Raw genomic sequence first — 22,473 nt, 5'->3', positions numbered from 1 at the left:
TACTTGTCTTGTTACGATCCCTTTGCGATAATGACCCGTCCGATCGACAGGAAGAGAGCCATGCGCAATGACAGCCGCCTTTCACGCATGCTGCACGTGCTGATCCACATGGATAAGCACCAGCATTCGGCGACCTCCGACATGATTGCAAAGATGCTGAACACCAATCCCGTCGTCGTCCGCCGCACCATGGCCGGCCTTCGCGAACAGGGCTACGTCCGCTCCGAAAAGGGCCATGGCGGCGGCTGGACGCTGGTGCGTCCCTTGTCCGACATCACCCTGCTCGACGTCTATAACGCCATCGGCGAACCGCATCTCTTCGCCATCGGCCCGGCCGACGACCAGCCGCAATGCCTGGTGGAACAGGCGGTGAATGTCGCCCTCGGCGACGCGATGAAAGAAGCCCAGGCCCTGCTCCTGCGGCGGTTGGACAGCGTGACGCTGGACAAAATCGCGGCCGACTTCGAGGCGAAACTGACCGCACGCCCGGCCACATCCTATTCCTGCGCCTCCTGAGCGGTCGCAAGCTCACAAGGTGTGTCGTTTCCGCATCACTTTCCGTAAGGTTGCAAATATCCGCTTGGCAATATCGAATTGCTTCGGTACAAAACGCTCACCGCTTTAGTTCGAACATAAGGGAGGCGTTGCATGACACCAGCAATCATCGAAACCTTCCCGTGCGGAATGTCCCGACACTAGGTCATTTCCATTCGCGGCCCGCCTTAAGCGCGCCCGACATGCGGTTTTCCCTTAATTCATAGCCCGATTGATCTGACGCGATCATTTCGTCTCCCGCTTGGGCTGTGCCATCCAACTCTCGATTTTGAGGACCGGTCGCCGACACGGCGCCGAGCGATTAAAATGACTCGCAAGAAGCTCGATTTCCGCGCCGATGCCTATCGCCATGTGCTCGGCTTTGTTTTCCATCATTGGCGCCATCGGCCTGTATTGGTGGGCATTATCATCGTGCTGGTCATTGCCAGCACGCTGGCCGAAGTCATGGTGCCGGTTTTTTCCGGCCAGATCGTCGATGCCATTGCCGGCAGCAATGCGGCTGACCGGGCGCTGCGCGCCTTTGTCGTCGTCGTGGCTCTCGGCCTGACCAGCGTGGCGCTGCGCTGGTTCATCTTCAACGGCATCATCCGGCTGACGCTGCGCACCATGGCGGATGTGACGAATAACGGTTTCCACAAGGTGCAGCGGTTCTCGACCGACTGGCACGCCAACAGCTTTGCCGGTTCGACGGTGCGCAAGATCACCCGCGGCATGTGGGCACTCGACCAGCTCAATGACCTGCTGCTGGTCGCCCTTTTGCCGTCCATCGTCATGCTGGTTGGCGCCAGTATCGTGCTCGGCAGCTACTGGCCAATCATGGGCCTGATCGTGGCTGCGGGCTCGCTGATCTATATCGGCGTGACCGTGGCGCTTTCCATGGGCTTCGTGTCGCCGGCGGCAAGGCTTGCCAATGCCTGGGACACCAAACTTGGCGGCGCACTGGCGGATGCCATCAGCTGCAACTCGGTGGTCAAGGCCTTCGGCGCTGAAAGCCGCGAAGAGGTACGACTGGGCCACGTGCTCGCCAAATGGGACAGCCGCACGCGGCGGACATGGAAGCGCGGCACATTGAGCGGCACGATCCAGGGCTTCCTGATGGTTTCGATGCAGGCAGGTATCTTGGGAACGGGCTTGATCATGTGGCGGCAGGGGCTGGCGACGCCTGGCGACATCACCTTCGTGCTGGCCATGTTCTTCGTCCTGCAAGGCTATCTGCGCAATGTCGGCCAGGACATCCGCAATCTGCAGCGGGCCGTCAACGACATGGAGGAACTGGTGCTGCTCGACAAGATGCCGCTCGGCATCGAGGACAAGCCGAACGCCACGCCGATCGAGATTGGCGAGGGCGAGATCGTCTTCGATCGCATCACCTTCCAGTATGGCGCGCATCCCACACCGCTTTATGAGGATTTCTCGGTCACCATCAAACCGGGTGAGCGCGTCGGCCTGGTCGGACATTCGGGCTCGGGCAAGACGACCTTCGTCAAGCTCATCCAACGCCTCTATGACGTCAACTCGGGCGAAATCCGCATCGACGGACAGGATATCGCGGCGGTCAAGCAATCCAGCCTGCGCGGCCAGATCGCCATCGTGCAGCAGGAGCCCATTCTGTTCCACCGCACGCTGGCCGAAAACATCGCCTATAGCCGGCCGAACGCCTCGCGGCGCCAGATCGAGCAGGCGGCGAAACAGGCGAGTGCCCACGACTTCATCATGGACCTTCCCAAGGGCTATGAGACGATGGTGGGGGAACGCGGCGTCAAGCTGTCGGGCGGCGAGCGGCAGCGTGTGGCCATTGCCCGGGCCTTCCTGGCGGATGCACCGGTGCTGATCCTGGACGAGGCGACGTCGAGCCTCGACAGCGAGAGCGAGGTGCAGATCCAGCAGGCCATGGAACGCCTGATGAACGGCCGCACGACGCTGGTCATCGCCCACCGGCTGTCCACGGTAAGGGCGCTGGACCGGCTGCTGGTCTTCGACAAGGGAAAGATCGTCGAGGAAGGCGATCACCAGGCGCTGATCAGGCTCAATAACGGTATCTATCGCCGGCTGTTCGAACGGCAGGCGCTGGAACTGACCAAGGGTCTGGTGGCGTGAAGCGAAACACGACAGCGCCGCGCGTCTTTTCGAGAGCCGCGGCGCTGTAGCACTTTGAATTGCTGATGCTACGTCCTGCGATACAGGAAATAGCGGCCTTCCTTGATGCCGTCTGGCAGCGGCAGCGCCATCAGCTCGGGATGCTCCAGCGGCAGCCCGCTGACGGCGATGCCGTTATGGGCGAGCACGCCGGCCATCAGCTGCGGCAGCCAGGTCAGCGTCACCGCGTCGATCTCGTCATGACCGGTGCCGATATCGGCATGGGCAAGGGCCGCGCCGATGCCGACGAAGGCCTGGCCGGACTCGCGGATATTGCCGGTCACCATGTCTTGCGCCTCCGGTGTCGAGGCCGAATAGGAACGGACTTCCCAGTCGAAAGCGACGATGCGCCTGCCGGGAAAGTTCTCGCGCAGGTGATCGTAGGTGCGGCCGTTGCCGAGGCCGAACTCCAGCACCGGGCCTGGCGTTTCCCCCACCAGATCGATGATCGAGTTCAAGATGTCGCGTTGAGCCGTCAACCGGCGAATGAAGCTGTCGAGGCGGCTCATCTAATCTATATCCGTCATGAAATCGTCGGCGGTCCTGGAGGAATTCCAGCAAAAGTGCGAGAGCGGTTTTGCGTCCGGAATTGCGTAAAAACAAAAAGATAGCGCATTTCCGTACGTCCGAAAAAGCACGAAATGCTCTAACACATGAAACCTTGCCAAGTCGATCGCCGTAAATGGGAATTGGCGTTGCAGTGGCGACATGGGTCTGTGCTAAGCTGGACGATATGAAAACCGTGACCGACGAAGATTTCTTTGCCGAAGTGCCGCTCTTCAGCGAATTCGAGGGCGTGACCGACGCCGCCAATTACCGGCCGCTGCCGGACGGATGGGTGCTGGCGCTGGCCGACATCGTCGGCTCGACGCCGGCGATCGCTGCCGGCCGCTACAAGGACGTCAACATGGCGGGCGCCAGCGTCATTTCGGCGGTGCTGAATTCCGTCGACAAGGGCGATTATCCCTTCGTCTTCGGCGGCGACGGCGCGCTGATCGCGCTTCCGGGCTCGCTGGAAAAGGCAGCGCGCGACGCCCTTGCCGCCGTGCAGGTCTGGGTCGAGGAGGATCTGGGCCTGACGCTGCGCATCGCCATCGTGCCGGTCGCCGACACCCGCGCCGAGGGCCTCGACGTCCGCGTCGCGCGTTACTCCGCAAGCCCTTATGTCACCTATGCGATGTTCTGGGGCGGCGGCACCAGCTGGGCAGAAAGACAGATGAAGCTCGGCCGCTACGGCATCGATCGCGCGGCCCCGGGAACGCGCCCCGATCTCACCGGCCTTTCCTGCCGCTGGAGCCCGATCGACGCCAGGCACGGCGAGATCGTCTCGATCATCGCGGTTCCGGGCGAAGGCCGGCCGGGACAGGAATTCCGCGACCTCGTCAACGGCATCGTCGCCATCACCACCGAGCAGAACCGGGACAGCCACCCGGTACCGGCGGATGGTCCGAACCTTGCCTTCTCGCTGCACGGCATCAACCGCGAAGCCAAGGCCACCGCGCCGGCTGGCCGGCGATTGCGGCAGAAGCTCATCATCTTCACGCAGCTTGCCATCACCGTCGTGTGCTTCAAGCTCGGCATTCCGCTCGGCCGCTTCGACGCCCGCCGCTACAAGCGCGACGTCGCCGGCAATTCCGATTTCCGCAAGTTCGATGACGGGCTGAAGATGACGATCGACGTCGACGCCGAACATCTGAAACGGATCGAGACGCTACTGGAAGCGGCACGCGCCAAGGGCATTGTCAGCTACGGCCTGCATCGGCAGGCCTCGGCGCTGATGACCTGCTTCGTGCCGACGCCGATCTCGCGCGATCACATGCATTTCATCGACGGCGCGGCCGGCGGTTATGCGGTGGCCGCAAGCCGGATGACCGGCAAGGTGCTTGCGACAGCGCCGCATCAAACGTGATCGTCGGAGGAAAAACAAACCCGTCGCTTTGACGGCGACGGGCTGATCTCGCATTGGTTCAGGCAAAGACTTTATCGGGAACGGCAGCGACCGGTTCTTGTGGTTTCCTTGTCGCCGTCATCGTAGGCAATACCAATCTTCTCGCCGCCAAGCGAGGTGATCTTGCCTGCATACCAATCGCCGGCACCCTTGTAGTTGCACTCGACCTTCATGCCGATGACCCAGTCGTAAGGACGCACGTCGCTCAAGGAAACAGTTTCCTTATCGCCGTCATCATATCGGATCGATCGTGACCTTCCCGCCCGAGGCACTGTCGATAACGCCAGGGAACCAATAACCGGCCCCCTTGTAGTTTCCGAGAACCCAGTCGCCTTTCGTCTGCGCAGATGCAACAGAAGCGCAGGAGCACATGACACCGATTGCGATAGCCGCAGCAACAAAACTCTTCAAGATCGTCCTCCCTTAGAACTCACCCAATCCGCCCCCGAAATGGTTGTGGCAAGGTCAGCAGCTTAAAGCGCAGGGATGAAACCTGCCTTAACAACAAAAAGCTGCGCGGATCAGCATAAGAGGCCGTAGCACGTCGAGTTGCTGCATGATGCAGCAACGTTTCCGTCATGCCTTGATGACGTGATCGGCCGAAAGGCCGAGCCGGTTGAAGACGTTGCGGGTGTCGACGATCAGCGTGGCACTTTTTGCGAGCGCCGCATAATCCACCCTGTCGTGATCGGTCGCGACCAGCACAGCATCGTAGCCGGCAATGGCATCCGGCGTCAGCGCCACCGATTTGCGGCCCTTCAGCGCCTGGTATTCGCGCGTCGGCGGGATCTCGGCGACGAAGGGATCATGGTAATCCGCGTGTCCGCCACGCTCCTCGATGATCTCGATCAGCCGCAGCGACGGGCTCTCGCGGATATCGGCGACGTTCTTCTTGTAGGCAAGCCCGAGCACCAGCACCCTGCTGCGGCTCAGCGCCTTGCCGGCGCGAATGTCGAGCGCTTCGGCGAGCTTGCCGACGACATAACGCGGCATTGCCGAATTGATCTCGCCGGCGAGCTCGATGAAACGGGTCGGGAGCTCGTATTCGCGCGATTTCCAGGTGAGGTAGAAAGGATCGATCGGGATGCAATGGCCGCCAAGGCCGGGGCCGGGATAGAAGGGCATGTAGCCGAAGGGCTTGGTCTTGGCCGCGTCGATCACTTCCCAGACGTCGATGCCCATCGCCGCGTAGACGGTCTTCAGCTCGTTGACGAGGGCGATGTTGACCGAGCGGAAGATGTTTTCGGTGAGCTTCACGGCCTCGGCCGTCGCATTCGACGAGACCGGAACGACCGATGATACCGCCGCACCATAGAAGGCCTTCATCAGCGCCAGCGCCTCGGGCCCGTCGCCGGCGACGACCTTCGGAATGGTGGCGGTATGATAATGCTGGTTGCCGGGATCCTCGCGCTCCGGCGAGAAGCCGACGAAAAAGTCCGAGCGGGATTTCAGCCCGGTGCCTTCGAGAATGACCTTCACCACGTCGTCGGTCGTGCCGGGATAGGTGGTCGATTCCAGCACGACGAGCTGACCGGGGCGCAAATGTGCGGCGATCGAGCGCGACGTCGCCTCGACGAAGGAAAGATCGGGATCGCGATGCTTGGTGAGCGGCGTCGGCACGCAGATGATGATGACGTCGCACTCGCCAAGGCCGGCGAAATCGGTTGTCGCCTTGAAGCGGCCCGCATCGATCTCGGCCGACAGCGCCTCGTCGCTCACCGCGTCGATATAGGAGCGGCGGGCATCGAGAGCCACCATCTTGGAGGCATCGATGTCGAAGCCGGTGACCGCAAAGCCGCTGCGCGCCACCGCCATCGCCAGCGGCAGGCCGACATAACCGAGGCCGATGATGCCGGCACGGGCCGCGCGGGTTTCGATCTTCTGCAAAAGCGTATCGAAGGGGGAGATGGCCAAGGCGGGATCTTTCGAACGGGAACAGGGAAAGCTGATCTAATGCATGCTCCAGGCAAATTAAACCCAGGCCCCGTCTCTCCGCGAACGACAGGAGCTGAAAAACAGAGCCGCGACCCCCTTGCGATGCTTATCGGGTGTGGCCGACCGGGTGTGGCCGAAATGACTCAGGCCGCTCCCTTCGCTGCAACTTGAGCGCACAAAAAAATGCGCATCCCATTGTTTCGCATTTGCAGCATCCCTATTTTGACTTTTGATAATGAACCACCGCGAAAGGACTACCCGTCCGATCCCGCCATGGGGGAACTGAGGGGCGCCGCTGCCGGGCTTTCGGCAGATCGTTGACACAATAATACCGCTCGTACATCCTGATTTCCTTGTGACCTGCGCATGAAAATGTGCCGGCCGAGGGACTTTTGGCTCTTGGGGATGGCGTGCCTTATGAGGATCATACCGAGAATGAGCACGATCGAATCCAGCGTGTCCTCCATCCTTTTGGACCGGGTCGCTGAATGGCTGACGAACTCTTCGCTGGCCGGAGACGAGCTTGAAAACATCGTGCGCGGTTTCTGCGAAAGGTTGACTGCCGCGGGTCTGCCACTTGCGCGCGTGCATCTTTCTTTTTCGATGCTGCACCCGCTTTACGATGCGCTGAGCTTCACCTGGCGGCGCGCCAGCGGCGTTACCATCGAGGGCTTCCGCATGCCCGCCGGGCAGAAGCCGGACCGCTTCCTGCAGAGCCCATATTATTACCTGCTCGACAACAATCTGCAGCACATCCGCCGCCGGCTGATGCAGGATGGGCCGAACGAATTCCCGATTTTCGAGGACCTGCGCAAGGATAGCATCACCGACTATCTCGCCTTCGTGCAGCCCTTCGGCGACGGCTCGGTGCAGGGCATGATGGGTTCCTGGTCAACGGACCATCACACCGGCTTTTCCGACGACATGATCGACGCGCTGCTCAGGATGCAGAACCATCTGGCGGTCGCCGCCAAGATGGCGGTGCTCGGCAAGCTCGCCAACAACATGCTGACCACCTATCTCGGCGGCGACGCCGGCAAGCGGGTGCTGAACGGCCAGATCCGCCGCGGCGACGGCGAGACGATCCGCGCAGCCCTCGTCATGGGCGACATGCGCGAATCCACCGTCTATGCCGAAAAGGAAGGCCGGCAGGCCTATATCGACACGCTGAACCAGTTCTTCGACGCGATCGCCGCCCCGTTCAACCGCAATGGCGGCGAGATCCTGAGTTTCCTCGGCGACGGCTTTCTCGCCGTCTATCCTTGCGGGCGCCATAAGGACCCATCGAAAATTGCCTGCGAGGCGGCTCTTTCGGCCGTCCATCAGGCGCAGGCACGGGTCGCCGAGCTCAACAGGGACCGCGAGCAGAAGGGCATGACCAGGGTCGGCTACGGCATCGGCCTGCATGTCGGCAACGTCATGTTCGGCAATGTCGGCCTCAAGGACCGCCTGACCTTCTCCGCCTTCGGCTCGGCGGTCAACGAGGTGCAACGCCTGCAGATCCTGACCAAGAAATACGGCCGCGAGGTCGTCGCCAGCCAGGCCTTCGCCGGTTACTGCGGCGGCGAATGGACGACGCTCGGCGAGGAGAAGCTGCGCGGCATCCGCCAGAAGGTGACCGTGCTGCAGCCGCGTGCGCCGGCACCCGCAATCAACGTCGACGAGAGCTTCCGCGAGGCCGTGCAGAACGGACTGTCGGAAGCCGAGCAGGTCATTCTCCTGCATCGCGACGCCAAGAAACATGTCGAGCGCAGCAGCATGGAGAAGTTCATCCAGTAACAGCCTGCAACCCCTGTGATAATTCGCGCGTCTCGCCCGGGGAACTTCGGCGGGACGTGGGGGTTTTTCTATGATTGTCATCAACTGGACACCCCGTTTGCGGTACGCTAGTGTGGCTTAACGGGAACATAGAAGACTGGGGAATTTCATTGGTATGGCGTCTGCAGCGGATCTGTTGCGTATTGAAAATCTCGACGTCTCCTTCTCGGTTTTCGGTGACCGGCTACGCGTCGTAAAACAAGCCAATCTTCGCATTCTTCCGGGCAAGGTCACCGCTCTCGTCGGTGAATCCGGCTCGGGAAAATCGGTGATCAGCCAGTCGATCATGGGCATCCTGCCCAATCCGGCCAAGGCCTCGGGCAGCATCCTGTTCACCGATCCGCTCGACGGCAGCACGACCGATATCCTGTCCTTTCCGCGCGACAGCGAGGAAATGCGCGACCTGCGCGGCCGCCGCATGGCGACGATCTTCCAGGAGCCGATGACCTCGCTCTCGCCGCTGCATACGATCGGCAATCAGATCAGCGAAGTGCTGCTGATCCATACCGAAGCCGACAAGCAGGAAGCCCGTGAAAAGACCGAGGAGATGCTCGGCCTGGTCGGCTTTTCCAACCCACATCGCACCTACGACATGTATCCGTTCGAACTGTCCGGCGGCATGCGCCAGCGCGCGATGATCGCCATGGCGCTGATCTGCAAGCCGGCGCTGTTGATCGCCGACGAGCCGACGACGGCGCTCGACGTGACGATCCAGGCGCAGATCCTCGAACTGCTGCGCGAGCTGCAGGCCAAGCTCGGCATGGCGATGCTGCTGATCACCCACGATCTCGGCATCGTCGCCAACATGGCCGACGAGGTGGTCGTCATCTATCATGGCGAGATCATGGAGGCCGGGCCGGTCGAGGATATCTTCCGCAATCCGCAGCATCCCTATCTCAAGGGCCTGATGGCCGCCGTTCCGCATTTCGACATGAAACCCGGCGAGCGGCTGAAAGCGCTGCGCGAGGTGACGGTCAATCTCGAGTCCCTCGTCGGCAAGAAGAAGCCGCTCCAGGCAGAGGCGCCAGGCATCCTGCTGTCCGTCGCCAATCTCTCGAAGACCTACAAGACGCGCAAGCGCAGTTTCTTCGGCAAGCACGAAGCCACCGTCCTGCGCGCCGTCGACGACGTCAGCTTCGACATCCGCCGCGGCGAATGTCTCGGCCTGGTCGGCGAGTCCGGCTGCGGCAAGACGACGCTCAGCAAGATCCTGATGCGCGCCATCACGCCGGACAGCGGCGCGGTGGTGTTCAACGACGGCAAGGAGGTCGTCGACGTCCTCTCCGTCAAAGGCGCCGAACTGCAGGACATGCGGACCAAGATCCAGATGGTGTTCCAGGATCCGGTCTCCTCGCTTTCGCCGCGCATGACGGTGCGCAACATCTTAAGTGAACCGCTCGAGATCCATGACCGCGGCGACAGTGACGAGCGCAAGCGCAAGGTCGAAGGATTGATGGCGGCAATCGGCCTCGACAAACGTTATCTCAGCCGTTACCCGCACAGTTTTTCGGGCGGCCAGCGCCAGCGCATCGGCATCGCGCGCGCACTCGCGCTCGGCCCGAAGCTCGTCATCCTCGACGAGCCGGTCTCGGCACTTGACGTCTCCGTGCAGGCGCAGATCCTCAACCTGTTGAAGGACCTGCAGAAGGAACTGGGGCTTACCTACCTGTTCATTTCGCACAATCTCGCCGTCGTGGATTATATGGCCGACCGCATCGCGGTGATGTGCAAGGGCCGCATCGTCGAGATTGCGCCGCGCGAGATCATCCTGCGCGATCCGGTGCACCCCTATACGAAATCGCTGCTCGCCGCCGTCCCCTTCCCCGATCTCGACCGGCCGCTCGATTTCAAGGCGCTCAGGGAAAACGGCGCCGCCGACAAGCAGAACTGGGGCACGACCTTCACCGCCGAACACGACGACGCTTCCGAACTTGCCTATGCCGACCTCGGCGACGGCCATCTGGTGCGCGCCCGCAAAGGCGCCGATGCCAAGGAGTTGCGCTGATGGTGACGCGTCGCACGTTTCTCGGTGGCCTTGTGGGTGCTGCGATCGCACCCGCGGTGCTTCGCGCCGGGCAGGTCGGCGAGCCGGAATTCCTGAAGGAACGGCTGACATCAGGCAGCCTGCCGCCGATGGCCGAGCGCATTCCCGTCCGCCCGCGCATCGTCAACCTGAAGGAGATGGGGCTCGAACCCGGTGCCTATGGCGGCACGGTGCGCACCATCATCGGCAGCCAGCGCGACATCCGTTTCATGACGATCTACGGCTATGCCCGCCTGGTCGGCTACAACAAGCACCTGCAGTTCCAGCCGGATATCCTGGCCGGTTTCCAGTCCGAAGACGACACGGTCTTCACCTTCACGCTGCGCGAGGGCCATAAATGGTCCGACGGCCAGCCGTTCACGGCCGACGATTTCCGCTACTGGTGGGAAGACGTCATCCTGAACGACAAGCTGACGCCGGGCGGCGGCGCGCTGGAGCTTCGCCCGCACGGCAGCCTGCCGCGCTTCGAGATGCTCGATCCGCTGACCGTGCGCTACAGCTGGGAAAAACCCAACCCGATGTTCCTGCCGACGCTGGCAGGCCCGCAGCCGCTCGTCATCTTCGGCCCTGGTCATTATCTCAAGCAGTTCCACAAGAAATTCCAGCCCGACCAGGCGAAGATGGACGAGCTGATGAAGACCTACCGCGTCAAGAAATGGCAGGATCTGCACATCAAGATGGCGCGCTCCTACCGTCCGGAAAATCCGAACCTGCCGACGCTCGATCCCTGGCGCAATACGACGCCGCTGCCGTCCGAGCAGTTCGTCTTCGAGCGCAACCCGTTCTTCCACCGCATCGACGAGAACGGCAGGCAGCTTCCCTATCTCGACCGTTTCATCCTCAACGTCTCCTCCTCGTCGATCATCGCCGCCAAGGCGGGTGCAGGCGAAGCCGACCTGCAGGTGACCGGCATCGATTTCAACGACTACACCTTCCTGAAGGAGGCCGAGAAGCGCTTCCCGGTGAAGGTCAATCTCTGGAAGCTCGCGCGCGGCTCGCGCATCACGTTGCTGCCGAACCTCAACTGTGCCGACGAGGTGTGGCGCGGCCTGTTCCGCGACGTGCGCCTGCGCCGGGCGCTGTCGCTGGCGATCGACCGGCACGAGATCAACATGGTCGCCTTCTACGGTCTCGGCACGCCAAGCGCCGATACGGTCCTGCCCGACAGTCCGCTCTTCAAGCAGGAATATGCCGACGCCTTCGTGAAGTTTGATCCCGACGAGGCCAACCGGCTGCTCGACGAGCTCGGCTTGACCAAACGCGACGACGACGGCATCCGGCTGCTGCCGGACGGGCGGCGCGCCGAGATCACCGTCGAGACGGCCGGCGAAAGCAATCTCGACACCGACGTGCTGGAACTGGTGCACGATCACTGGGCCAATATCGGCCTGGCGCTTTATACCCGCACCTCGCAGCGCGACGTCTTTCGCAACCGCGCCATGAGCGGCTCGATCATGATGTCGATCTGGTACGGCCTCGACAATGGCGTGCCGACGGCCGACATGTCGCCTTCAGGCCTTGCGCCGACGCTCGACGATCAGCTGCAATGGCCGCTCTGGGGCATGCATTACCTCTCCGCCGGCCAGGAGGGCGTCGCACCAGACCTGCCGGAGGCCGCCGAAATGGTCGACCTGCTCAGCCAATGGGGCTCGACCGCGAAATTCGAGGAGCGCCAGGTGATCTGGCACAAGATGCTGTCGCTCTATACGCAGCAGGTGTTCTCGATCGGTCTCATCAACAGCACGCTGCAGCCGATCCTTCGCGCCGCCAAGCTGCAGAACCTGCCGGAGAAAGCGCTCTACGGCTTCGATCCCACCTCCTATCTCGGCGTCTACATGCCGGATGCATTCTGGTACAAGGAGGCCTGAGGCGTGCTCAGATACATTCTCTGGCGCATCGCCGCCATGGTGCCGACGCTCTTCGTCATTTCGGCGCTGGTCTTCACCATCATCGAGCTGCCGCCGGGCGACTTCTTCGAGAGCCAGATCGCCGAGCTGCGTGCCTCCGGCGAGACCGCCAATCTCCAGGAAATCGAGGAGATGCGCCAGCAATACGGCTTCGACAAGCCGGAGATCGTGCGCTATTTCTACTGGGTCGGCGGCATGCTGCACGGCGATTTCGGCTATTCCTTCGAATACCAGCTGCCGGTCTCCGACGTGGTCGGCGATCGTCTGTGGCTGACGATGCTCGTCTCCTTCACGACGATCCTGCTCACCTGGCTGATCGCCTTTCCGATCGGCATCTATTCGGCCACCCACCAGTACAGCTGGGGTGATTACGGGCTGACGTTCCTCGGCCTGCTCGGCATCGCCATTCCGAACTTCATGCTGGCGTTGATCCTGATGTATTTCGCCAATATCTGGTTCGGCATCTCGATCGGCCACCTGATGGACCAGCAATATATCTCGGCGCCGATGAGCTGGGAGAAGGCGCGGTCGATCCTCTCTCACCTGTGGATCCCGGTCATCATCGTCGGCACGGCCGGCACGGCCGGCATGATCCGGCGGCTGCGCGCCAATCTGCTCGACGAGATGCAGAAGCAGTATGTCGTCACCGCCCGCGCCAAGGGCCTGCCGCCGCTCAAGGCGCTGGTCAAATATCCGCTGCGCATGGCGCTCAACTTCTTCGTCGCCGATATCGGCTCGATCCTGCCGTCGATCATCTCGGGCGCCGAGATCGTCGCGATCGTGCTGTCGCTGGAGACGACGGGGCCGATGCTCATCAAGGCGCTACAGAGCCAGGACATGTACCTCGCCGGCTCCTTCCTGATGTTCCTGGCCTTCCTCAACGTCATCGGCGTGCTGATCTCCGACATCGCGCTCGGCTTCCTCGATCCCCGCATCCGTCTGCAAGGCAGGAGCACCAAATAATGTCGCCCCTTCCCGCACCCGGCGCGCCGCTTCCCCATTACGTCTCGACCGCTCCTTTCGATCCGCAGGCGACCGAAAGCATGACGGCGGCGCAATCGCGCATCCATCTCGCCTCGCAGAAAAAGCTGATGTGGTGGAAGTTCAAGCAGCACAAGCTGGCCTTGATCTCCGGCATCTTTCTCGCCGCCGTCTACCTGATGATCCTGATCGTCGAGTTCCTGGCGCCCTACGGCCTGCACACGCGCAATGTCGATTTCATCCATGCGCCGCCGCAGCCCATCCACTTCTTCGACAAGGGCAGCTTCGTCGGTCCCTTCGTCTACGGCCGCAGCATGACGCTCGATATCGATACTCTGCACCGCGTCTATACGGACAAGACGAACGACGTGCAGCCGATCCGTTTCTTCTGCCGCGGCGATGCCTATAAATTCTGGGGGGTTGTCGCGTCGAACTATCATCTCGTCTGTCCGGCGATCGGCGGGCAGATGTTCCTGCTCGGCACCGACCGGCTCGGCCGTGACGTGCTTTCGCGCATCCTCTACGGCGCGCGGATATCGCTGACCATCGGTCTGATCGGCATTTCGATCAGCTTCGTGCTCGGCATCGTCATCGGCGGTCTTGCCGGTTATCGCGGCGGCATTTTCGATCTCATCGTCCAGCGCCTGATCGAAGTGCTGCAATCGCTGCCGAGCCTGCCGCTGTGGATGGCGCTGGCCGCCATCATGCCGGTGACCTGGAGCCCGATCGTCATCTATTTCGGCATCACCGTCATCCTCGGCATCATCGACTGGACGGGGCTGGCGCGTGCCGTGCGCTCCAAGCTCCTGGCGCTGCGCGAGGAGGATTATGTCCAGGCCGCACAGCTGATGGGCGCCAGCACGCCGCGCATCATCGGCCGGCATCTGGTGCCGGGCTTCATGTCGCATCTCATTGCTTCGGCGACGATTTCAATCCCCGGCATGATCCTTGGAGAGACTGCGCTCTCCTTCCTCGGCCTCGGCCTTCGTCCGCCGATCACCAGCTGGGGCATCCTGCTGACCGAGGCAAAAAGCGTCAGCGTCATCGCCTTCTATCCATGGCTGCTCTATCCGATCATTCCTGTTGTTCTCGTCATTTTGGCGTTCAACTTTCTGGGAGACGGCTTGCGTGATGCGGCAGATCCCTACAAATAGCAGGAAACGCGGCGGCCCATCACGGCACCGCCCCCACCTCTTGGCCTCCGGACGGTGGGGGTACTAACTATGTTGCTGACCCCAGAAGGGATGCCCATGTCCAGACGTCTCGAAGATGCGCGCATCCTCATGTACAGCCACGACACTTTCGGTCTCGGCCATCTGCGCCGCTGTCGCGCGATCGCCCATGCGCTGGTCGAGGATTATCGCGGCCTCAACATCCTGATCATTTCGGGTGCCACGATCGCCGGCGCCTTCGACTACCGCGCCCGCGTCGACTTCGTGAAGATCCCGAGCGTCATCAAGCTGCGCAACGGCGAATATACGTCGCTTGCCAGCCATATCGACCTGCACGAAACGCTGAAGATGCGCGAAGCGAGCATTCGCCACACGGCCGAGACCTTCCAGCCCGATATCTTCATCGTCGACAAGGAACCGATGGGACTGAAGGGCGAGATCGAGGATACGCTCGCCTATCTCAAGGCACGCGGCACCGTTCTGGTGCTGGGGCTTCGCGAGATCATGGATGCGCCGCACCTGCTCGAGGCCGAGTGGAAGAAAAACAGCATCATGCAGAAGATCGACCAATATTACGATAGCGTCTGGGTCTACGGTCCGCCGGATTTCTACGATCCGCTGATCGGCCTCGACGTGCCGGCCAGCCTGCGCCGGAAGATGGATTTCGTCGGCTTCCTGCAGCGCAGCGTCTCCAGGGGCAAGACCTCGATCAACGCCCGCAAGGACAATTACATCCTCGTCACCACAGGCGGCGGCGGCGACGGCTCCGATCTCGTCCACGACGTCATGAATGCCTATGAGGCCGATCCGACGCTGACGCAGAAGGCGCTCGTGGTGCTCGGGCCCTATATGCCGGCCGCCGAGCGGGCCAAGCTGGTGCAGAAGGGGGAAGCCATTCCCTATATCGAGGTGATCGAGTTCGACAATCACATGGAAGAGCTGATCGACAGCGCCACCGGCGTCGTCGCCATGGGCGGCTACAACACCTATTGCGAGATCCTTTCCTTCGACAAGCCGGCGCTCATCGTGCCGCGCGTCAAGCCACGCGAGGAACAACTGCTGCGCGCCAAGCGGGCGAGCGAACTCGGCCTCGTCGACATGCTGCTGCCGGAGCAGTCGGCCGATCCGACCATCATGGCCGAGGCGCTGAAGCGCCTGCCCTTGCGCCAGCCGCCATCAAAGAGCGGCGCCAATATGCGTCTCGAAGGCCTGGACCATATCTCGCAGACCGTCGGCCGGTGGATCGACAGCCGCGGCAGCCACCTTTCCCTCGTCGGCGCGGAATAGGGCAAAGCCTTGCCGCCACGCCGCAAGATCCTCGTCGTGCTGAAGGGCTATCCCCGCCTTTCGGAAACCTTCATCGCCCAGGAGCTGCTCGGCCTCGAAAAGGCCGGCTTCGACCTCACGCTGATTTCGATGCGCCGGCCGACCGACAAGAAGCGCCATCCGGTGCATGACGAGATCAGGGCGCGTGTCGTCTACCTGCCGGAATATCTGCACGAGGAGCCGATCCGCGTGCTGAAAGGCCTCATCGCCGGGTTCTCCAAACCCGGCTTCAAGGCGCTGATGAAACGCTTCCTCGCCGATCTCAAGCGCGACCTCTCCCGCAACCGCTTCCGCCGTCTCGGCCAGGCGCTGGTGCTGGGGCGCGAATGGCCGGACGAGGGCGAATGGCTGCATGCCCATTTCATCCACACGCCGGCCTCGGTGACGGAATATGCGAGCATCCTCACGGGCACGCCCTGGACCTGTTCGGCGCATGCCAAGGATATCTGGACGTCGCCCGACTGGGAGCTGAAGGAGAAACTCGCCAGCGCCCGCTGGACCGTCACCTGCACCAGGACGGGCTACGAACACATGCGCACGCTGACGTCACGCAAGGAGGCCGTGCACCTGAGTTACCACGGTCTCGATCTCGCCCGCTTCGGCCATTTTGCCGGGGAGCGTTCGAACCGGACCGGCAGCGATCCCGACGATCCGGCCTTCATCCTCAGCGTCGGCCGCGCCGTCGAGAAGAAGGGCTACGACGTGCTGCTGCGGGCGCTGGCGCTGCTGCCTGCCGACCTTCACTGGCGCATGGACCATATCGGCGGCGGCGAGGAGCTTGCGAAACTGAAGGCGCTGGCGACCGAACTCGGCATCTCCGCCCGCATCGTCTGGAAGGGCGCCATGGCGCAGGAAGACGTGCTCGACCATTACCGCCGCGCCGACCTCTTCGCGCTCGCCTGCCGCATCGCCGCCAACGGCGACCGCGACGGCTTGCCGAACGTCCTGGTCGAAGCCTCCAGCCAGCGGCTCGTCTGCCTCTCGACCGACGTATCCGGCGTGCCGGAACTCTTGAAGAACGGTGAAAACGGCCTCGTCGTACCGCCGGAGGACCCGGCGCTGCTGGCCGGAGCGCTGGAGGCGGCGATCCGCGACCCGGCACTGCGCAAGCGCCTCGGCGACGCCGCCGAAAGCCAGGTGCGCGAACATTTCGACTATCACTCCAGCATCAGACAGCTCACCGGCCTCTTCGAGGCCGAATGGCAGAAAGCGTCATGACGGCACCGCGCATTTTCTTCTACGTCCAGCATCTGCTCGGCATCGGCCACATAGCCCGCGCCAGCCGCATCGCCAATGCGCTGGTGAAGAACGGTTTTGACGTGACTGTCGTGACCGGCGGCCTGCCGGTGCCGGGCTTTCCGGGCGAAGGCATAAAGACCGTGGCCCTGCCGGCGGTCGTCGCCAGCAATGCCGGTTTCTCCGGCCTTGCCGATGCCGATGGCCGGCCAGCGGGCGAGGATTTCCTCAATGCCCGCCGCCAGCTGCTGCTCGATGCCTTTCATGCCGCAAGGCCCGATGTCGTCATCATCGAAGCCTTCCCCTTCGGCCGGCGACAGATGCGCTTCGAACTCCTGCCCTTGCTCGAGGCGATCGAAAAGGCCGAACCCCGGCCGAAACTCTTGAGCTCGGTGCGCGACATCCTGCAGGAAAACCGCAAGGCCGGCCGCGACGCGGAGACGGTCACGCTGGTCAAGGAGCATTTCGATGCCGTGCTCGTCCACGGCGATCCCGGTTTCGTCAGGCTTGAGGATACCTTCCCACTGACATCAGAGATCGCCGACAGGCTGGTTTATACCGGCCTCGTCGCACCACCGCCGGCGCCGGAACCGACCGAGACATTCGACATCATCGCATCGGCGGGCGGCGGCGCGGTCGGTGCTGCGCTGATCGGCGCGGCGAAAGAGGCGGCAGCGCTGCTGCCGGACGATCTTCGCTGGCTGCTGGTCGCCGGCCCGAACCTGCCGGAGGCCGATTTCGCAGCACTATCAGAGGATGCGGCCCCGAACGTGACGCTGGTGCGCTTCCGAAAGGACTTTCCCTCGCTCCTGCGTGGCGCCAGGGTATCGATCTCGCAGGCAGGCTACAACACGGTCGGCGATCTCCTGCGCACCGAATGCCGGGCGATCCTTATCCCCTTCGTCGCCGGCGGCGAGACCGAACAGACGGTGCGCGCCGAACGGCTGCAGGCGCTCGGCCTCGCCGATATTCTGCCGGAAAACGGACTGACGTCGGGCCATGTGAAAGAGGCGGTCGAAAAGGCGCTCGCCGCACAGCCACGGGGGCCGGTCTTGCTCGACCTCGACGGGGCGGAGAAAACCGCCCTCATCATTCGCTCCATGATTGCCGAATCCCTCGCCTAATCCAAAATTCCTGTGGTATAAGAAATGTTCCGGCGAGAATCGGCACTATTGCAGCCGGTCGCTTCGCCTTGTTTTCATTGCGATATCGGCGGTCCGGCTGCATGACCCTCTTCTCAAAATTTCTCCCCGTCCCGGCGCCCGGATCGCGCCCCCGGGATTTCCCAGCAAGCTGACGGTTAGCCATGGAAAAAAGCCTCGCCCGCTACATCTGGAAGAACACGCGGCTGCAGCAGCTGTGGATTCTGGCTGTCGTCGCCGCCTCTATGGTGCCCTATTTCCTGTCCTTCGACCTGCCGAAGCAGATCGTCAACGGACCGATCCAGGGAGACGGGTTCGAAGGTCCGGGCGCAAGGCAGACCTTCATGCATATTGCCTACGACATTCCGCTGATCGGCCATGTCGAATTCTTTCAAGGGTTGCAGCTCAACCGCTTCCAGATGTTGATGGCGCTCAGCCTGGTTTTTCTAGCGCTGGTGGTTCTGAACGGCCTCTTCAAGTTCTATATCAACACCTATAAGGGCCGGCTCGGCGAACGCATGCTGCGCCGTATCCGCTTCGAGCTCATCGACCGGGTGCTGCGGTTTCCGCCCATCCATTTCAAGCGGGTGAAATCGGCCGAAATCGCCACGATGATCAAGGACGAGGTGGAGCCGATGGGCGGCTTCACCGGTGATGCCTTCGTCTCTCCAGCCCTTCTCGGCGGTCAGGCGATCACGGCGCTCGCCTTCATCATCGTGCAGAATTTCTGGCTCGGCATGATCGCCGCCGGCATCGTCGGCGTGCAGGCAATCGTCATTCCCCGCATGCGCAAGCGGCTGCTGGATCTCGGCCGCCAGCGGCAGCTGACGGCGCGCGAGCTCTCCGGCCGCGTCGGCGAAATCGTCGACGGCATCGGCACGATCCACGGCAACGATACATCGAACCTCGAGCGCGCCGACATCGCCTCGCGGCTCGGCCGGATCTTCTCGATCCGCTACGACCTTTACCAGTGGAAGTTCCTGGTGAAGTTCATCAACAACTTCCTCGCCCAGGTCACGCCTTTCCTGTTTTACGCGATCGGCGGCTACCTGGCGCTGCAGGGCCGGCTCGACATCGGCCAGCTCGTCGCCGTCATATCAGCCTATAAAGATCTGCCCGGTCCGCTGAAGGAACTGATCGACTGGGACCAGATGCGCCAGGACGTGCAGGTGAAGTACCAGCAGGTCTATGAGCAGTTCAATATCGAGCCGCTGATCGACAGCCGTATCCAGGAACTGGCCACCGCCCCGGTCGGCGCGCTGACGGGCGCGTTCGTCGTCACCAACCTGTCGCTCTCCGACGACAGCGGCGCCCGCCTCGTCGACCACGTGTCCGTCGAGATCAAGCCGAACGAGACGGTGGCGATCGTCGGGCCGAACGGCAGCGGCGCGGAAGCTTTCGCCGAAGCGCTCGGCCGCATGGTCTGGCCGGACTCCGGCCGCATCACCATCGACGGCCGTGATCTCCTCGACATGCCGGAATCGATCACCGGCCGGCGGATCTCCTATGCCTCGTCCGACACCTTCTTCTTCCACGGCACGCTCGCCAGCAATCTGCTCTACGGCCTGAAACATGCGCCGATGACCGATCCCGTCTACGACGAGCGGGAAGCGCTGGAGTATAAATGGCATTCCGCCGAGGCGGAGAAGGCCGGCAATCCGACGCTCGACCTCAACAGCGACTGGGTGGACTACAAGGCCGCCGGCGCAAGCGGCCCCGAGGACATTCTGAAAGCGATCCGCCCGGTGCTCGACGCCGTCCTGATCTCGCAGGACATCCTCGATCTGGCGCTGCGCTCGACTGTCAACACCGACGTGCATGTGGCGCTCGGCGACCATGTCGTCGCGCTACGCGCCTCGCTGCGCGACCGGCTGCGCGACGAGGGGCTCGACACGATCGTCGTGCCTTTCGATTTCGACGCCTACAATGCCCAGGCGACGGTTGGCGAGAACCTGCTCTTCGGCACGATGAAGCGGCCTTTGATGACCAACCGCAGGCTTGCTGCGCATCCTTATTTCCAGCAGCTCTTCCGTGAGACCGGCCTCAGCACCGATCTCTACGCCATGGGCCTCGAGATCGCCGAGAACGCGGTGGAACTCTTCCACGACCTGCCGCCGGACCATCCTTTCTTCCAGCAACTGACCTTCATGACGGCGGACGACATCCCGACCTACCAGGCGCTGCTGCAGAAGCTGCAAAGCCGCCGCTTCGAGGACGCGACACCCCAGGAGCGTTCGGCCATCATCCGGCTGAGTTTTGCCTATATCGAGCCGCGCCACCGCTTCGGCTTGCTAACGAACGAGCTCATGGACAAGATCGTCAGCGCCCGCAAGCAGTTCCACGAGCGAATTCCGGCCGATCTCGCCGAACTGATCGAGCGCTACGACGCCGAGCGTTTCACGCCGTCGGCAAGCCTGATGGACAATGTGCTCTTCGGCCGTATCGCCTATCAGCAAGCCGATGCCTCCGACCGCATCCGAGGCATCATGGGCGAGCTCTTCGATGCGCTCGACCTTTATGACGACGTGCTGTCGATCGGCCTCGAATTCGACGTCGGCTCCGGCGGCAAGCGGCTGACCATGGTGCAGCGGCAGAAGCTGAACCTGGCCCGCGCGCTGTTGAAGCGCTCGGACTATTTCATCTTCAACCGGCCACTGTCGGCGCTCGACCAGCGCGTTCAGGATCGGATCACCCGCAACATCATCGAAGGCCTGCACGAAGAAGGCCATCGGCCGGCGATCATCTGGGTGCTCTCCAATGCCCGGCAGGCCGAGATGTTCGACCGAATCCTGCTCTTTGACCGCGGCGGGTTGGCGGAAGCCGGAAACTATCCCGAACTTTCCGAGAAAAACGGGATGTTCAAGGAACTGTTATCGTAATATTCTATAGGGGCGGCGATGGTGGGTGTTCCCGATAGGGAACGCCTCGGAATTTGAAGACGCCTGGTCCTGCGGACCCTGCGTCAGGGGATTGGAACGCTCATGCTGTTGAGAGACGAAGTCGAAATGCTGCGAAGGGTGCCGATCTTTTCGAGGATCGCACCAGCAAAGCTCAAGCTTTTGGCATTTACCTCCGATCGCATGACCTACAAAGTCGGGCAAAATCTCTTCCATCAAGGCGATGTCGGTGATGCCGCCTACGTCATTCTCTCGGGTACCGCCGACATCATCGTCGCCTCGCCGGCTGGCGAGATCAAGGTCGCCGACGTCGAACCCAATGCCATCGTCGGCGAAATCGCCATCCTTTGCGATGTCTCGCGCACAGCAACGGTACGCGCCACCTCGCCGCTCGAGGTGCTGCGCATCAGCAAGGAGCACTTCCTGAAGCTGCTCAGCGATTTCCCGGAGATGGCCGTGGAAATCATGCGGGTGCTAGCCGACCGCCTGAACCACACCACTGCCGAGCTGATAGCGGCGCGTGCGCCGAAACAGCCGCAGATGGCGCAGTAAAACTGCATTCAGCGTTTTGGCGGCCATTGTTGGGCACCATGAAGAAGGCGCAAAATCTCCACCCTCTGTGCTTTTCTGTCGATGCGATAGATCAGCAGGAATGCAGTGCGCGGAATGACCAATTCCCGCGTCCCGCCAAGACGGCCACCGCGTCCTGCTTCGGGGTGATCGGCGAGCATCTTGGCCTGATGTCGGATAACATCGTCCAATGCGATTGCAGCTTTTGGGTTTTGGGCAAAGATGTGCCGGATCTGACCTTCCCGATCCAGAAGAGCCTGCTGCAGCCATTTGACGATCAAGAAGCCTTTTCTCCTGATTCCAGCTGCGCGAGCAATTCAGCCCGAAGCTTGTCCATTCGCTCTTCGGCATCCTGCGCACTTATCCAGACCGCGTTCGGACCATCGGCCTCCTGGATCGCTTCCTCGACCTGTTCGCGGAACCACTTGTCGTATTCCGCCGCCTCATGGGTACGACGCAGAGCTGCGGCCCGATCCGGCCGCGGTGCCGTCTCGGAAACGTAATCGGCCGCATCGACATCGAACTGCGAGATGCCGACATCCTTGAGGTAAGAAACCAAGGTCTCCATGCGCTTGAACACGCGCACCTGCCGGCTGCGTTGGGCGGCGAGCGGGCGCTCGGCCTTGCCGTAGCGGATGACGACGGACCAGCCACCGGTCTTGCCGACGACATGGGCCGCCTCGACCGCCCCCGCCTCGACAAGGCGGGAAAGGGTCGAATGATCGATGGTTTCCGCAGTCATGGCATATCCTCGTTCAGGCCGACAAGGATATGCATTTAATTATAGATTGCAATGCATTCAATAA

The 22,473-nt window shown here is 62.2% G+C and carries 18 protein-coding genes; 13 read left to right on the top strand and 5 right to left on the bottom strand.

The window, feature by feature from the left end:
• Positions 1-60 precede the first annotated feature (60 nt).
• Positions 61-516: an Rrf2 family transcriptional regulator gene (locus tag RL_RS30065; RefSeq protein ID WP_011654814.1), complete on the top strand. Its 456-nt coding sequence runs from the start codon at positions 61-63 to the stop codon at positions 514-516.
• 345 nt (positions 517-861) lie between these two features.
• Complete coding sequence (locus RL_RS30060; protein WP_011654813.1) at positions 862-2,652, top strand: ABC transporter ATP-binding protein; 1,791 nt, start codon at positions 862-864, stop codon at positions 2,650-2,652.
• Between the two features lie 68 nt (positions 2,653-2,720).
• Here RL_RS30060 and RL_RS30055 read toward each other — a convergent pair whose 3' ends face one another.
• Entirely contained in the window at positions 2,721-3,200 is a 480-nt protein-coding gene (locus RL_RS30055) for a class I SAM-dependent methyltransferase (RefSeq protein ID WP_011654812.1), read from the bottom strand.
• A gap of 173 nt (positions 3,201-3,373) precedes the next feature.
• Here RL_RS30055 and RL_RS30050 point away from each other — a divergent pair, with 173 nt between their 5' ends.
• Entirely contained in the window at positions 3,374-4,600 is a 1,227-nt protein-coding gene (locus RL_RS30050) for a DUF3095 domain-containing protein (protein WP_041936860.1), read from the top strand.
• Between the two features lie 71 nt (positions 4,601-4,671).
• Here the strand turns inward: RL_RS30050 and RL_RS40885 are convergent, their stop codons facing one another.
• Together RL_RS40885 and RL_RS30040 are read right to left on the bottom strand one after the other, a co-directional pair.
• Positions 4,672-4,839, bottom strand: coding sequence for a tudor domain-containing protein (locus tag RL_RS40885; protein ID WP_326913089.1), 168 nt, complete (start codon positions 4,837-4,839; stop codon positions 4,672-4,674).
• A 376-nt stretch (positions 4,840-5,215) separates the two neighbouring features.
• On the bottom strand, positions 5,216-6,553 hold the full coding sequence (locus tag RL_RS30040; protein WP_011654809.1) for a nucleotide sugar dehydrogenase: 1,338 nt from the start codon (positions 6,551-6,553) through the stop codon (positions 5,216-5,218).
• A 456-nt stretch (positions 6,554-7,009) separates the two neighbouring features.
• Here RL_RS30040 and RL_RS30035 point away from each other — a divergent pair, with 456 nt between their 5' ends.
• From RL_RS30035 to RL_RS29990, 10 genes are all read left to right on the top strand, one after another.
• Complete coding sequence (locus RL_RS30035; protein WP_041936859.1) at positions 7,010-8,353, top strand: adenylate/guanylate cyclase domain-containing protein; 1,344 nt, start codon at positions 7,010-7,012, stop codon at positions 8,351-8,353.
• A gap of 154 nt (positions 8,354-8,507) precedes the next feature.
• A complete protein-coding gene (locus tag RL_RS30030) occupies positions 8,508-10,397 on the top strand; it encodes an ABC transporter ATP-binding protein (protein WP_011654807.1) in 1,890 nt (629 codons plus the stop codon).
• Positions 10,397-12,304 carry an ABC transporter substrate-binding protein gene (locus RL_RS30025; protein ID WP_011654806.1) on the top strand — a complete coding sequence of 636 codons (1,908 nt, stop codon included), beginning with the start codon at positions 10,397-10,399 and terminating at the stop codon, positions 12,302-12,304. The genes RL_RS30030 and RL_RS30025 overlap by 1 nt, the downstream gene beginning before the upstream one ends.
• A gap of 3 nt (positions 12,305-12,307) precedes the next feature.
• Positions 12,308-13,306: an ABC transporter permease gene (locus RL_RS30020; RefSeq protein WP_003548391.1), complete on the top strand. Its 999-nt coding sequence runs from the start codon at positions 12,308-12,310 to the stop codon at positions 13,304-13,306.
• Positions 13,306-14,478 carry an ABC transporter permease gene (locus RL_RS30015; protein ID WP_011654805.1) on the top strand — a complete coding sequence of 391 codons (1,173 nt, stop codon included), beginning with the start codon at positions 13,306-13,308 and terminating at the stop codon, positions 14,476-14,478. The genes RL_RS30020 and RL_RS30015 overlap by 1 nt, the downstream gene beginning before the upstream one ends.
• A 96-nt stretch (positions 14,479-14,574) precedes the next feature.
• Positions 14,575-15,783 (top strand): glycosyltransferase family protein, encoded by a 1,209-nt coding sequence (locus RL_RS30010; RefSeq protein ID WP_011654804.1) that lies wholly within the window; start codon positions 14,575-14,577, stop codon positions 15,781-15,783.
• A gap of 9 nt (positions 15,784-15,792) precedes the next feature.
• The gene (locus RL_RS30005) at positions 15,793-17,040 is read left to right on the top strand and encodes a glycosyltransferase (RefSeq protein ID WP_011654803.1); all 1,248 of its coding nucleotides are present in this window, start codon (positions 15,793-15,795) and stop codon (positions 17,038-17,040) included.
• Entirely contained in the window at positions 17,022-18,182 is a 1,161-nt protein-coding gene (locus tag RL_RS30000; protein WP_173364460.1) for a glycosyltransferase family protein, read from the top strand. The genes RL_RS30005 and RL_RS30000 overlap by 19 nt, the downstream gene beginning before the upstream one ends.
• 182 nt (positions 18,183-18,364) lie before the next feature.
• A complete protein-coding gene (locus tag RL_RS29995; RefSeq protein ID WP_011654801.1) occupies positions 18,365-21,079 on the top strand; it encodes an ABC transporter transmembrane domain-containing protein in 2,715 nt (904 codons plus the stop codon).
• A 102-nt stretch (positions 21,080-21,181) separates the two neighbouring features.
• Positions 21,182-21,649, top strand: a complete 468-nt coding sequence (locus tag RL_RS29990; RefSeq protein ID WP_003548379.1) for a cyclic nucleotide-binding domain-containing protein — start codon at positions 21,182-21,184, stop codon at positions 21,647-21,649.
• 8 nt (positions 21,650-21,657) lie between these two features.
• Here the strand turns inward: RL_RS29990 and RL_RS29985 are convergent, their stop codons facing one another.
• Together RL_RS29985 and RL_RS29980 are read right to left on the bottom strand one after the other, a co-directional pair.
• The gene (locus tag RL_RS29985) at positions 21,658-21,948 is read right to left on the bottom strand and encodes a type II toxin-antitoxin system RelE/ParE family toxin (RefSeq protein ID WP_011654800.1); all 291 of its coding nucleotides are present in this window, start codon (positions 21,946-21,948) and stop codon (positions 21,658-21,660) included.
• Positions 21,945-22,409 carry a hypothetical protein gene (locus RL_RS29980; RefSeq protein WP_003548376.1) on the bottom strand — a complete coding sequence of 155 codons (465 nt, stop codon included), beginning with the start codon at positions 22,407-22,409 and terminating at the stop codon, positions 21,945-21,947. Before RL_RS29980 ends, RL_RS29985 begins: the two co-directional genes overlap by 4 nt.
• Between the last annotated feature and the right edge of the window lie 64 nt (positions 22,410-22,473).

It is taken from the genome of Rhizobium johnstonii 3841 (assembly GCF_000009265.1).
Lineage (GTDB): Bacteria > Pseudomonadota > Alphaproteobacteria > Rhizobiales > Rhizobiaceae > Rhizobium > Rhizobium acaciae.
This window is presented reverse-complemented; position numbering and strand designations above follow the sequence as displayed.

Coding starts and splice junctions, on each gene's coding strand:
- RL_RS30010 (WP_011654804.1), top strand. CDS start 14,575: ATGTCCAGACGTCTCGAAGATGCGCGCATCCTCATGTACAGCCACGAC.
- RL_RS30030 (WP_011654807.1), top strand. CDS start 8,508: ATGGCGTCTGCAGCGGATCTGTTGCGTATTGAAAATCTCGACGTCTCC.
- RL_RS30025 (WP_011654806.1), top strand. CDS start 10,397: ATGGTGACGCGTCGCACGTTTCTCGGTGGCCTTGTGGGTGCTGCGATC.
- RL_RS29990 (WP_003548379.1), top strand. CDS start 21,182: ATGCTGTTGAGAGACGAAGTCGAAATGCTGCGAAGGGTGCCGATCTTT.
- RL_RS30035 (WP_041936859.1), top strand. CDS start 7,010: ATGAGCACGATCGAATCCAGCGTGTCCTCCATCCTTTTGGACCGGGTC.
- RL_RS30065 (WP_011654814.1), top strand. CDS start 61: ATGCGCAATGACAGCCGCCTTTCACGCATGCTGCACGTGCTGATCCAC.
- RL_RS29995 (WP_011654801.1), top strand. CDS start 18,365: ATGGAAAAAAGCCTCGCCCGCTACATCTGGAAGAACACGCGGCTGCAG.
- RL_RS30000 (WP_173364460.1), top strand. CDS start 17,022: ATGGCAGAAAGCGTCATGACGGCACCGCGCATTTTCTTCTACGTCCAG.
- RL_RS30060 (WP_011654813.1), top strand. CDS start 862: ATGACTCGCAAGAAGCTCGATTTCCGCGCCGATGCCTATCGCCATGTG.
- RL_RS30015 (WP_011654805.1), top strand. CDS start 13,306: ATGTCGCCCCTTCCCGCACCCGGCGCGCCGCTTCCCCATTACGTCTCG.
- RL_RS30055 (WP_011654812.1), bottom strand. CDS start 3,200: ATGAGCCGCCTCGACAGCTTCATTCGCCGGTTGACGGCTCAACGCGAC.
- RL_RS30050 (WP_041936860.1), top strand. CDS start 3,374: ATGGGAATTGGCGTTGCAGTGGCGACATGGGTCTGTGCTAAGCTGGAC.
- RL_RS29980 (WP_003548376.1), bottom strand. CDS start 22,409: ATGACTGCGGAAACCATCGATCATTCGACCCTTTCCCGCCTTGTCGAG.